Here is a 13,255-nt window from a genome sequence, read left to right as displayed (position 1 = left end):
TTGAAATTGATATCGAAAGGACGTCTTGGAAAGCAGGTGCTCATGGCACCTGCTTGACCAGTTCCTGGCTGGAAGTCGCGGCAAACAAGCTTTCGAAATCCGGCAACTCGCCCATGGCTTTGCGGTTCAACCGATCCTGAAGCAGGATCCAACCATATGTCCCGATGGAATCCATCAGGCGGACGTTACGGTTGGACAGAGCCGTTTTATAGTCCTTCATGCGCTTGTCAGAAACCAGCACGGCCAGTTCCAGATCTGAATAGTCTTCCAGAGCCTTGCGCGCGATGCCGGACAATTTCGTCATCAGGGTGAAATCCTCGGTGAGGATTAGCTTGCGAACACCGCTATTGAGCGTTTCCGCACTGATTTCAGCGCCGCGATAGCGCCCTTTGACGATCTGCTGGGCCATGTTGATCACGGTGAAATTGTTGATCAGCTCATACATCAGCTTGGTGTCAGTTTCACCTTGCTGAGGAATGATGCCGTTCGCAATCACCTTGCCATCCCGATAGGCCAGCTTGAACTTGCGCAGTTGGTACGAAACCAGTGCGTTTGCTAGCTCTTCGGTCAGTTCCTTGCGTGGTTTGGCCTTCAGAATAGCTTCATAATTCTGATAGGTTTCAAGCGCCAACGGCGTGGCGAACTTGAAGTTAGCCATTTCAGTATCAAAATTTTCCAGAAGGAACTTGGCTTTTTCAGAACCGGTGAACTTCACGTGATGACGCAGCAGGCGCTTGACTGCGATCTGGTGGAGCTTGGCCCGGTCACTATCGCCGTCAAGACGATGCAGCTTGACCGAGTCATGGCTGTAGAGGGCTTCCAGCTGATCATAAGGATCATACTGGTAGGCAACACCACCGGACATGCCGTTACAGAAGCCCTTGCCAAAGCCGCCAAGGTTCATGATGGCTCCGTTGGTCATATATTCGCCGCAGAAGTCACCAACCCCTTCGACAACTGCGGTTGCCCCGGAGTTACGAACGCCAAAGCGGTCGCCAGCGCCCCCTTCAACAAACAGAGACCCGCCAGAGGCGCCAAAGAGAGCGAAGTTGCCGATCAGATAGTTTTCTTCTGTACCACCACCCGGCGTATGGATGGCGATGTTGCCACCAGATGCGCCCTTGCCGACACCATCGTTACAGGTGCCGACATGATGGAACACCATGCCGGAGTTACAGAAGGCCGCAAAAGACTGGCCAGCTGAACCGTGCGTGTGGATTTCCAGCGTTTCTGGCTTGAGCATGTTGCGCCCGCGATCATCGGTATAGACCATCGGCATGGACTTCACATGCTTTTCAGAAATTTCGTGCTGCAGCATGCGTTCGATGTCAATCGCCAACTGGCCACCAACGGTCTTGTTGCGGTTGTCCAATTTCTTCTCAACAACGAGCTTTGCATTTCTGTGATGGCGCTGAACAGCCTTGTTCTTGAATTCCTTCAAGAGCATATCGTCAATTTCAAAATGCGCTTCCAGATAAACCGGCTCTTTGATGTGAACTTCTTTGACCACTTGCAGCATGTTGCGCAGATCCATCTGACCGATCGCGCTTGGATGCTTGATCAGGTGCAGATAGTCTGAGCGGCCACGGGCTTCACGCATGCTCTTGAAGCCGAGATTTGAGAGAATCTCGCGGCATTCATGGGCGATATTCATCAGATACTGTCCAAGAGCGCGCGGGTCACCATCGAACACTTCTGAGTTTGTCGTCAGGCCTGCAGGGCATTTGACGTTACAGTTTTTCGCCATGACGCATTTGAGCATCATCAAGGCCGTCGTACCAAACTCGAAGCTGTCGCCACCAAGCAGGCAGGACTTGATCACATCCGTTGCGGTCTGATGAGCGCCGGAGCAACGCAGAATGACCTTGTCTCGCAGACCGTTGGCGCAGAGTGCCTGATGCACTTCAGCAAGACCGATCTCGGCTGCACGGCCCGTGTTTTTGAGCGAGGTAACAGCTGCGGCCCCCGTACCACCGGTGTTACCGGCAATGTTGATGACGTCAGCACCAGCCTTGGCAACACCCACAGCGATCGTGCCGATGCCTTCAGAGGACACGAGCTTGACGATAACTCTTACACGTGCCGCCTTGGCGTCATGAATGAGCTGAGCCAGATCCTCAATGGAATAGGTGTCATGATGTGGAGGAGGCGAGATAAGCTCAACACCCGGCGTGCCGCCACGTGCGGCAGCAATCTCGACCGTTACCTTCTTGCCCGGAAGCTGGCCACCTTCACCCGGCTTAGCACCCTGTGCGATCTTGATCTCGATTTCTTCCAGCGTCGGGTCAGCCAGATAGCCGGTCCAAACGCCAAAGCGACCGGATGCAAGCTGCTTGATGCTCGAAGAGCGGATCGTGCCATAACGGGAATAATGCTCGCCACCTTCACCAGAGTTGGAGAATGCACCAACCATATTTGCACCATGGGCAACGGCTTCATGAGCTGGAGCGACCAAAGCCCCGTGAGACATGGCGCCAGAAGCAAGCATCGCCGTAATTTCGTGAGCAGGCTGCACTTTGTTCAGAGCCAGCTTGCCATTCGGGCGCTTGTGGTTGGCCAGATAGTTATGCGCAAGCCCTTTGGCGGTGATATGAATATGTTCGCCATCAGTTTCCATGGTGAGCAACTCGTCACCGAACTGTTTTTTCAGGGCTACAGAAAGGGCGACCAGTCTTTCGTGGCTATATTTGCTCGCAAAGAAGGCCGTAAAGCTGTCGTCCTTGTTGTGATGAACCCGCAAGCCACGCACATAGAAGTTGTTGTTGCCGATCAGATCATGCCGGAACAGTTCGTGCTGAAATTCATCTGCCGTGGTTGCCCAGCTGATATCCGTTGGGAAGCTCAGCACGTCACGCAGAGCCGCAGGACGTGCTTCACGTTCCTTGGCCAGTTCCAGTGCAAATTTGCGATAATTTGGCGTGATCTTGAAGGCGTCGATTTCCTCCGGCGTGCGGCGACCAAAGCTGGTGTTCCGATAGGAATCCGAACTCTTGCCATAAGCATCCTTGAGTTTTTCAACCGGCAGAAGGCGCAGATCATTGACATTTGCATCGCCCTTTTCAGGTGCGGACAAATCCGACTGGATCGGCTCTTCGGTCATTTCGACGAACCCGCGAACAGCCAACGTACCATAGGTATGACCGGCCCCCTCGGAACGCTCTTTAAAGAGGCCGAGCAGAGGAATGTCATCTTCGGTTTTGACTTCGCACGCGCGAATGTGCCAATCAACAACGCTTTTTGCAACAGAAGCAAAGTCAACGCCACCAACCGTGTTCTTCATGTTGGGGAAGTAGCGTTTCAGAATGGCTTCGTCGGTATCAAGGAAGTTCGGCTCAAAGAATTCACCGCCAATGTAGCTCTCCGCGGTGCAGAGGCCAACCTTACCCATGGTCTTCATGAGGGATTTGTTGGCCGCGTAGATGAACTGCTTGATATTTGCCTTGGCAGCGTCAAGGTCGCCCTTAGCAAACTCCATGGCGCGGGCTTCCACGACGATCGGCATAACAGCCGAGGCACCAAAGCCCAGAGCCGTCGCGATCTGATGGGCAGAGGCAATCTGACCACTTTCCGCAACAAGAGACACACGGAAGCGCACGCCCTGTTCAATTAGGCGCTGGTTGGCAGCCGAAATCATCAAAGGCAGAGGAATGGCGGCTCTTTTCTCGTCCACCATCGCGTCGGACAGGATGACGATGCCACCCTTTTCGCGCGCAGCTTCTTCCACCTCATCGCAAACGGCATCAACGGCGGCGATGAGATCGTCCTGTGCCTTTGTCTTGTTGGCTTTGTGATCAACAAGGAAGGTCATGGCGATTTCGGTGACTTCCACATCGCCTTGCGCCCGAATGGCAGCCAGATCATCTGGCGAAAGCACCGGCGTTGGAACGACCAACTGCTTGGTTTCGCCTTTGTTAAAATGTGGCTTCGCACCCAGGGCAACACGCAAGGTCATGCCGTCTGCTTCGCGTAAACTGTCGAGCGGCGGGTTGGTGACCTGAGCAAAGCGCTGGGAGAAATATTTCGACATGCCGCCTTCCTGATCGGTCAGCGCGTTGATCGCTACGCCGTAGCCCATAGCCGAAATCTTTTCCTTGCCGGTCTGCATCATCGGATCGAGCAGGAACTTGAAGCTTTCCTGGTTGAGACCATAGGCAACCGAACGCTGAACATCGGTGAAGGATTCCGCAACCTTGGTTTTGCCATCTGTGCGCGGCAGATCATCAAGATTTTTGCGGGCTTTCTCTAGCAGCGAACGATAGTCGCGCTTTGAGGCGAGCATCTTGAGGGCTTCATCAGACGTAAAGGACTGCTTGGCCTCATGATCATAGTAGAGCATGCCACCAGCTTCGATGCGTCCACGCCGCAGGATGCTTTCAGGATCGAAATCAACCTGACCGGCTTCTGACATCACACAAAGATATTCGTCCGTCTCTACAGAGCGGAGAGGGCGCAGGCCCAAACGGTCAAGGCGCGCACCCACGACATTGCCGTTACCGAAGATCAAAGCGGCCGGTCCGTCATTCTTTTCTTCATAAAGAGAGAAATATTCGAGCATCACGCGAACATCTTCGGGAAAACGCGTGTCATTCTCCCAAGCTGGCGGCATCATGGCCACAACAGCCGTGATCAGATCAAGATCGTCCTCAATCAGACGACGCTCCAGCGTTTGGTCAAGACGCGCAGAATCAGACTGCCCGGGAGGGGAATAGATCTGCTGATTTTTCATCTGGGCAATGGTTGCTTCAGAGAGACGGTTCTTCTTGTCCGTGTTGAGCTCGCCGTTATGCGCCATCAAACGGAACGGCTGCGCCATGGAAGGCTGCGGCTCGGTGTTGGTGGAGAAACGCGTATGGAAGAACAGCGAGTGGATCTTGTGATCCTCATCGGTCAGATCGTAAAAATAGGGGATGACCTCGTTCGAGTTGAGGCGGCCCTTATAGACCTGCGTATGCGCAGACATGGAAAGCGGGTAAAGCCCCTTGAGGTCAGGATCCAGATAAGCCACGGCTTCAATGGCCATTAGCGCATCATGAATCTTGCGGTCAAAGGTCTTGGCATCCATCGTTTCATCTTTAATGAAAACAACCTGATGCACCGTCAGCATATATTTCAAGGCTGCCGGGCGAATGACCGAATTGTTCACCGGAGCATCGCGTACAAGAACGATGCGCAAACCATTCTTTTCAAGGCTTTCCTTGATCAGCTTGTCTGCAGCATCCCAGTTCTTTTTCAGCTCTGGCAGGAAGAAGTTGCCAACGCCGAATTCGCCCAGTTCCAAAGTGGGGAGGCCTGTGATCTTGCGGAAGAAAGACAGAGACAAATCAACGCAAACGCCAGCGCCATCGCCGACACCTTCCGCGCTCATGCCGCCACGATGGGGAACGGTGCACAAAGCTTCGTTCGCCTTCAAAAGAACATCATGGGTTTGAACGCCGGATTTGTAAGTCAAGAAGCCAACACCGCAGCTGCTTTTTTCAAAGCTATGGTCATACAGGCCGAATTGATTCTGAGACTGTTCCAAACCGCTTATCCTCACTTTTTAAGGGCGCGACCTCTAAGTCCGGTCCAAAATATGGACCAAAGTGCGAGATCGTCGTCTTTATCCGAAACCGGACCATTGCAGTGATCCGTAATGACGACGAGCATACCGCTCGACGGTTCCGCTTTGCATTGCACCTTGGAAGGTGCCTGCGCCATTGAACTATCGCGTAATAAAAGGCTGTGAAACCTGAGTTATACAGACAATTATAGCTCAACTCTTGCAAAAAGGGGCGCAAAAACCCCGATCATCTATTTTACTCTTTAAAACAGATGCCGAGAATTCATGTCACAGAACTAAGGCTGTGCGTAAATGGTATGGGGGAATGCGTCAAGCTCATAAAAGATGAAAACGGACGATTTTTTCGTTTGCCGGTCATTTTTCCGCACATTCTGCGCAATTGTTTCTTCAGGTCCGTGTATTAAATACAAACGTTCCAAAGCTGAAGATGTTTGATTATATGCAGAAAAGCCCGCAAATGTGCGGCGATAGGCCTCATGATTTCCATTGCTCAAGAGTGCTGATCCACTCGATCAGCAAAAAACTCTCTGTGCCATATCGTTCGCGAGTCCAGTTTTGTGAAACACCATCATTGCGCTTGCATAGACTGTCTTTGACTTGAGACTAACCCGGCGAGATCTAGTTTAAAATTGCCCACGCGTCGTCAAAGGTAAAGCGTATATTGGAGCCTAACCTTGCCGATTGCCCGCTATAGGCAACCACTTCCGCTCCATCACTCATCTCAAGGCAAATACGATATCTCTCGCCTAGATAGGTGGAGCCGACAGCACGCGCGGGCAATCCGTTTTCCTGATCGAGCCTGATATGCTCGGGGCGTACGCACAAGCTAACCGGACAGGCCTCCATCTGTGATGCAACAAATTGATCCTGCCGCGTGCGGAACTCCTGTCCATGAACAACCACATCGCGCCAGCATCCATCCTGTCGCTTTTCCAGATAGCCTGTCAGGATGGAACTCTGCCCGATAAAACGGGCTACGCGTTCGGTTTTGGGCTGGCTATAAAGATTTTGCGGCTTATCGACCTGCGCCAATTCACCATCAAACATCACAGCAATGCGATCAGCCATGGCCATGGCCTCAGACTGATCGTGCGTTACATAAACCATGGTGGCGCCAGATCGCTCGTGGAATTCGACAAAGGAATTCTGCATTACCTCACGCAAATGAGCATCAAGATTGGAAAGGGGCTCGTCGAGCAACACTGCATCTGGCTGCATGACGAGACAGCGAGCAAGTGCCACCCGCTGCCGTTGCCCGCCAGAGAGTGTCGCGGGTTCCTTGTCCGCAAAGTCTAGCAAAGAAACCATATCAAGTGCATCGAAAAGAATTGCCTCCATCTGCTCTTCGGGAATCTTGCGTATCTTGAGAGGATAGGCGACATTCTCGGCCACCGTCATGTTGGGCCACAGCGCGTAGGACTGAAATACAATACCCATATTGCGTTTCTCTGGCGCCAAATGGCATCGCGCATCGGATAAGACGCTGCTGCCTTTATAGATGGCGCCAAAGTTGGGGCGCTCAAACCCCGCCGTCAGCCGCAGCATGGTTGTCTTGCCGCATCCGGAAGGACCGAGTAGGGCAATCATTTCGCCATCTTCAATATCGAGTGAGACGGATTTCAAAACCTCGATATTGCCGAAGCTTTTAGAAACATTGTCGTATGTCAGCTTCGCCACGGTAGTCTCCTATAGCTATCAAATCGCCACGGGGTGCCGCAGAGGATAGCGACATATCTCTTCTTGCTATCGATTCTGCTAGATGTGGTGAACGAGTCTTAATCCACCATTTAAAAAGCCGGATATTACGGTTCGATGACGCTTAAATGAAACTAATGTAGCAAGTTGCATGGTCGCACTATCGGGTTCCCTTTGCTAGATGGTTTTGGCAAGGCATTGAAAATGTGAGATTTTTTAAGGGGTTGTGCAAACGACAAGCGAACTGAAACGGGAAGTACAACCCGTTTCATTTGAAACAAGAAACTCTTCAACGAGAAAGTCCGTAGTCAGTATGTCTGTTTCACATAGCTGCCTGGAGCGTCTTCGAGCGGGGAATATTGTTCCGAGCCTACCGGGCGCGCATCGACGCAAGATGTTTCTTTGGTAATAATCCAACGGTGCCAGTCAGGCCACCATGAGCCCTGTGTTTCCTGCGCACGTTCCAGCCAATCGCCTAGCGCACCTTCTGCAGGGCCGCCACGCCAGAATTGATATTTGCGACGCTCTGGAGGATTGACGACGCCTGCAATATGTCCCGAGCCGCCTAATCTAAAATCCACCGGTCCCCCAAAGAGCTTGCACCCCTTGAATACGGAGCGGGCAGGGGCGATGTGGTCTTCCTTCATGGCAAGGCAATAGATTGGCGACCGGATTGCTGAAAGTTGAAGCTGCAGACCATCCAGTATCATAGTTCCCGTTGCCAGCGCATTCTCCAGATAGCACTTGCGTAAATAATAGGAATGACAAGCCGCCGTCATGCGGGTGCTGTCCTGATTCCAGAACAGAAGATCGAAGGGAAACGGCTCAAGCCCCCGCATATAGTTGTTGACGAAATAGGGCCATATCAGATCGTTTGGCCGCAGCATGTTAAAGACATTGCCCATCGACATGCCGTCCAGATAGCCTTGCGCATTCATGACCTTTTCCAGCTCGGTGAGTTGCTCTTCATCGATGAATATCTTGAGGTCTCCCGCTTCGGTGAAATCCACCTGCGCAGCAAAGAGCGTTATGCTGTTGATCCAATCAAGATTTTTGGCTGCAAGATAGGCTGCCGCAGCAGAAAGCAAGGTGCCACCAACGCAATAGCCGACTGTATTGACGCGATCCTCGCCTGTTATCTGCCGAATTGTTTCAATGGAATTGATGACACCATCCTGCATATAGTCTGCAAAGGTCTTGTGCTTCAGGCTTTCATCAGGATTGACCCATGAGACAGCAAACACAGTGTGGCCCTGTTCCACGCACCATTTGATGAAGCTTTTGCGCTCATTGAGATCGAGAATGTAATATTTATTGATCCATGAAGAGAGGATGAGGAGAGGCGTTTTCAATACTGTGTCGGTGTTGGGTTCGTACTGGATAAGCTGGCAGATATCATTCTGGGCGACCACCTTGCCCGGCGTGATGGCAATATTTTCTCCCAGACCGAACACAGAGATATCCGTCTGCCGGATGAGCAAATTGCCACCGCCCGCCTGAATGTCCTCGGCCAGCATCTGCATGCCGCGGATCAAATTCTCTCCGTCATTTTCCAGCGTCTCCCGTAGCAGCTCGGGATTCGTCAAGACATAGTTGGAGGGAGAGAACGCATTGATTATCTGATTGACGTAAAACAGCGCTTTGAGCCGGGTGTGGTCATCAATCGTCTCGGCCTCGCTGACCATTTCATTGGCCCACTGAGACGCAATAAGATAGAGCTGCCTAACGAATGAGAAGAAAGGATTACTCTGCCATTCCGGATCATTAAAGCGCAAATCATCCTTGCCGGCAAAGGCGACATCCTCTTCATCTTCTCCGAGCATCTTGCGACTGGATGCTCCCCAAAGATCAAGACAGCGCCCCCAAAGTCGCGTTTGCGCTTCCATCGCACGCACCGGATCAGAGGACCAGTAGTGCGTCACTTTACCAAAGGTGCGCACCATATGGTTTACATAGTCAACCGTATGCGTATCCATGCCATTTTCACGCGGACGAAGATAAGCGGACGCAACCTTGCCAGCCTGCTCAACAACCTTGGCGATGTTGGCTGCAAATTTCTCTGGGTCGTGGATCATGAAATCGGAAAAATCCGTCGGCCCCGCACTTCCACTGGTAGAGGAAGACGCACCAGCAGTCTTGTCCGCGCCGTGCGACCCAGCTGTGTCATCGTCCTTGTCTTTCTCATCAACCATCTAAAGCCGCCGATCCACACAATTCATTAACGGGAAACATCTGACCTGGTGCCTTAATCCGAGATAGGCCGGGAAGGTCAAGATAATCGCTTGCATGCTTTAGACAACACCGACAAGCACATATTAACAAGGCCATTGGCATTATAGCCAAGGACACCGATCGCACTATGGTCGACAGGTTAAAACATCTAAAAATCTGATGAACTCTTGAATTTACAGGCGATTGACATAAATAGATGCTTTAATGCGACAATTCGGAGCAGGATGAGTCTGCTGATTGTAGTATCATGCAGATCATGGTGATCTCATAGAAAAGGAAGCATGATTGGCTTCCTTATCAGTCTGTATCTTTTCCCTGGAAATACAGATCCATAAAGCGGGCACGCTTCTGACAGGAATGAAACCGATGAATGAGAAAATTGGCCTTGCTCTTAGCGCTTCTCTCGTTTTGTTTTTGGCAGGATGCTCTGCGACACACTCCGATCTGGAGAGCGGGGAATTGACCGATACCAATGACGTCTATGCTGCATCAACCCCTGATGCAGCCAATGCGCAGGCAGGCGAAATCTCCAACGCGCAAGCGTCAACCATCGCGCGCGTACCTTTCGCGCCGAGCCAATTGGGTTATTCTCTGGATCTTCTCAATGAAGGCCCCGACACAACGGACTATCCGGCGATCACCAATCTCAAGGATAAGGATCCCTCGCTGTTGGCGCCCGAAGAGAGAAAGAAATTGGAAGAAGAGCTCTTGCAACTGAATGCGCGAGCGAAGCAGTAAAATCCGCTTGGTATTGTTTGGTATTTGACCATTTGATCAAAGTTGCCGATTTGCCAAGAATCCTGTCCGGAGTCGGTAGCCACATTTAATGTGGCCATCTTATTGACTAATTCCCATGTGCAAAAACTGATTTAGATCTGGCAAACCAATCCGGTTAGCGCCATTTTCACCAACACTTCACAAGGCTAAGCCTTCAATTCTGTCCCTGTCCTAATATCAAGGAGCCTAACTATGGATGAGTTCCATAAAATACGCCGTCTCCCTCCTTATGTCTTTGAACCGGTCAACCGGATTAAGGCGAAGGCGCGAGCGGCGGGCGCGGATATCATCGATCTGGGCATGGGCAATCCTGATTTGCCAACACCAAAGCATATCGTGGAAAAGCTCACCGAAACGATCCAGGATCCCCGGACACACCGCTATTCGACGTCACGCGGCATTCCTGGCCTTCGTCGTGCACAGGCCGCCTATTATGAACGTCGGTTCGGTGTGAAGCTCAATCCTGAAACCGAAATCGTCGCTACCCTCGGCTCGAAAGAAGGCTTTGCCAATATGGCTCAGGCCATCACCAGCCCTGGTGATGTGGTGCTCGTGCCAAATCCGACTTACCCGATACATTCCTTTGGTTTCATCATGTCCGGCGGTGTTGTTCGCTCCATGCCGGCCGAACCGAATGAGGAATTTTTCCGGTCCATCGACCGTGCCGTACGCCATTCGATTCCAAAACCGATCGCGCTCATCGTCAACTATCCGTCCAATCCGACGGCCTACACGGTTGATCTCAACTTCTACAAGGAAGTGGTCAAGATCGCCAAGGAACATGACATCATGGTTCTGAGCGATCTGGCTTATGCCGAGATATATTTTGGCGATGATTTGCCACCCTCCATTCTGGAAGTGGAAGGGGCCAAGGATATCGCGGTTGAATTCACCTCGCTATCCAAGACCTTCTCCATGCCGGGCTGGCGCATGGGATTCGCTGTTGGCAACGAACGGATGATCCGCGCCCTGACTCGCGTTAAATCTTACCTTGATTATGGTGCTTTTACACCTATTCAGGTCGCCGCAGCGGCTGCCTTGAATGGGGCGGAAGACTGCATCAAGGAAGCACGGGACGTCTACAAATACCGCCGCGATGTAATGGTTGAGAGCTTTACGCGCGCTGGCTGGCCGATACCAAGTCCGGATGCCACCATGTTTGCCTGGGTGAAGGTGCCTGAGCAATTCCGCGACATCGGATCTCTGGAATTTGCCAAGCGCCTTGTCGAGGAAGCCCATGTTGCGGTCGCTCCAGGCGTCGGCTTTGGCGAATATGGGGACGACTATGTTCGCCTTGCGTTTGTAGAAAACGAGCAACGCATCCGACAGGCTGCCCGCAACATCCGCCGTTTCATGGCCTCTGCTTGAGTATAAGTCCTCAGGATCGCTTGTAGATAGAAACAAAAATGCCATCCGCGAATGCACACAATTCTGGCAAAAGCCAGATTGCTCTTGCGGATGGTCGTTGGCTTGCGTATTTATTCTAAACAACAGCCGTTTTGCTCTTGAATTTCATGAATTTTTTTCTTTCGGAAATTAATTTGACAAAACAGCAAGCACAATAAACTCGACTTATCGGACTACAAACTAAATGAGCGATCCTCTCAAGCTCGGCCTTGCTGGTCTTGGCACTGTAGGCATTTCAGCCCTTAAACGTCTCGTCTCCATGGAAAATGAACTGGCCATCAAATCCAGTCGAGCACTCCGTGTTGAAGCGATTTCCGCAAAAAACAAAAACAAGGATCGTGGCATCGACCTGACCGGGTTCGATTGGTACACAGATCCTGTTGAAATGGCCACAAGCGATAAAATCGATGTTTTTGTCGAATTGATCGGGGGCGATAGCGGCCCCGCAGAAGATGCCGTAAGAGCTGCCATCAAGGCTGGCAAACATGTCATCACGGCCAACAAGGCGCTGCTTGCCAAACATGGCAACGAGCTGGCCAAACTCGCCGAAGAGCATAATGTCTCCATCAACTTTGAAGCCGCCGTCGCGGGGGGGATTCCAGTCATCAAGGCTATCCGCGAAGGTTTGACGAGCAACAATATAACGCGCGTCTATGGCATTCTAAACGGCACCTGCAACTACATCCTAACGCGGATGGAAGATGAGGGACTGTCCTTCGAGGAATGCCTCAAGGATGCCCAGCGTCTGGGATATGCTGAAGCGGACCCGACATTCGATGTCGAGGGCAACGATACCGCCCATAAGCTTGCTATCCTTACCAGCCTTGCATTCGGTCACGAGATCGAAGTGGACTCCATTTTCCTGGAAGGCATCACCTCTATTACGCCTGCCGACATCGCTGCTGCCGAAGAGCTCGGCTATCGCATCAAGTTGCTTGGTGTCGCACAAAAGACAGATTCCGGTATCGAACAGCGCGTGCATCCAACCATGGTGCCTCAGGATTCCGCCATCGCACAGATTGATGGCGTCACTAACGCTGTTGCCATTGAAGGCGATGCGATCGGCTCGATCACGCTGTCTGGTCCGGGAGCAGGGGGCGACGCAACTGCTTCGGCCGTAATCGCGGATATCGTGGATATTGCCCGTGGTCTTGAGGTGAAACCACTCGGACGTCCGGCGTCCGTATTGGAACCCTACAAGCGCGCTCGTATGCGTGCTCATGAAGGCGGATATTACATACGTCTTAAGGTTAGCGATCAGCCGGGTGTCTTTGCATCCATCGCAAATCGCATGGCTGAACAGAGCATTTCACTCGAAAGTATAGTTCAAAGAAAAGCAAAATATAAAGTAGAACAGAAAAGTGAAACAAACTCAAAGGATAAGAACCATCAGGATGTTGTTCTTATCACCTATGAGACAACAGAATTAGCTATTCGCACCGCGATCGAAACGATCGTCAGTGACGGACATGTGGTAGCATCTCCACAAGTAATCAGAATTGAGAGATTGTGAAATTGGAATAATTTCAATTCAATGGCTTTATCTTGAATGCCGATTTCATTGAACATATCGCCCCGCGGGGC

The 13,255-nt window shown here is 51.7% G+C and carries 6 protein-coding genes; 3 read left to right on the top strand and 3 right to left on the bottom strand.

All coding sequences use genetic code 11. The features are described 5' to 3' along the window. Positions 1-40: 40 nt before the first annotated feature. The 3 genes from ACKPCT_RS06865 to phaC form a co-directional block, all read right to left on the bottom strand. On the bottom strand, positions 41-5,521 hold the full coding sequence (locus tag ACKPCT_RS06865) for a glutamate synthase-related protein (protein WP_319568766.1): 5,481 nt from the start codon (positions 5,519-5,521) through the stop codon (positions 41-43). Between the two features lie 657 nt (positions 5,522-6,178). Next, a complete protein-coding gene (locus ACKPCT_RS06860; protein WP_319568765.1) occupies positions 6,179-7,237 on the bottom strand; it encodes an ABC transporter ATP-binding protein in 1,059 nt (352 codons plus the stop codon). 326 nt (positions 7,238-7,563) lie between these two features. After that, positions 7,564-9,447: a class I poly(R)-hydroxyalkanoic acid synthase gene (gene phaC / locus ACKPCT_RS06855; RefSeq protein WP_319568764.1), complete on the bottom strand. Its 1,884-nt coding sequence runs from the start codon at positions 9,445-9,447 to the stop codon at positions 7,564-7,566. Positions 9,448-9,853: 406 nt separating this feature from the next. Here phaC and ACKPCT_RS06850 point away from each other — a divergent pair, with 406 nt between their 5' ends. The 3 genes from ACKPCT_RS06850 to ACKPCT_RS06840 all read left to right on the top strand — a co-directional run bounded on the left by ACKPCT_RS06850 (position 9,854) and on the right by ACKPCT_RS06840 (position 13,184). Further along, positions 9,854-10,225: a hypothetical protein gene (locus ACKPCT_RS06850; RefSeq protein ID WP_319568763.1), complete on the top strand. Its 372-nt coding sequence runs from the start codon at positions 9,854-9,856 to the stop codon at positions 10,223-10,225. Positions 10,226-10,456: 231 nt separating this feature from the next. Then, positions 10,457-11,632, top strand: coding sequence for an LL-diaminopimelate aminotransferase (locus ACKPCT_RS06845; protein ID WP_090074745.1), 1,176 nt, complete (start codon positions 10,457-10,459; stop codon positions 11,630-11,632). Between the two features lie 223 nt (positions 11,633-11,855). Next, on the top strand, positions 11,856-13,184 hold the full coding sequence (locus tag ACKPCT_RS06840) for a homoserine dehydrogenase (protein WP_319568762.1): 1,329 nt from the start codon (positions 11,856-11,858) through the stop codon (positions 13,182-13,184). The last annotated feature ends 71 nt before the right edge of the window (positions 13,185-13,255 follow it).

This window comes from Cohaesibacter marisflavi (assembly GCF_963665895.2).
Classification (GTDB): Bacteria; Pseudomonadota; Alphaproteobacteria; order Rhizobiales; family Cohaesibacteraceae; genus Cohaesibacter; species Cohaesibacter marisflavi.
Note: the sequence above shows the minus strand (reverse complement) of the source record. Positions and strands in the feature narration are given on the sequence as shown.

Coding starts and splice junctions, on each gene's coding strand:
- phaC (WP_319568764.1), bottom strand. CDS start 9,447: ATGGTTGATGAGAAAGACAAGGACGATGACACAGCTGGGTCGCACGGC.
- ACKPCT_RS06850 (WP_319568763.1), top strand. CDS start 9,854: ATGAATGAGAAAATTGGCCTTGCTCTTAGCGCTTCTCTCGTTTTGTTT.
- ACKPCT_RS06845 (WP_090074745.1), top strand. CDS start 10,457: ATGGATGAGTTCCATAAAATACGCCGTCTCCCTCCTTATGTCTTTGAA.
- ACKPCT_RS06840 (WP_319568762.1), top strand. CDS start 11,856: ATGAGCGATCCTCTCAAGCTCGGCCTTGCTGGTCTTGGCACTGTAGGC.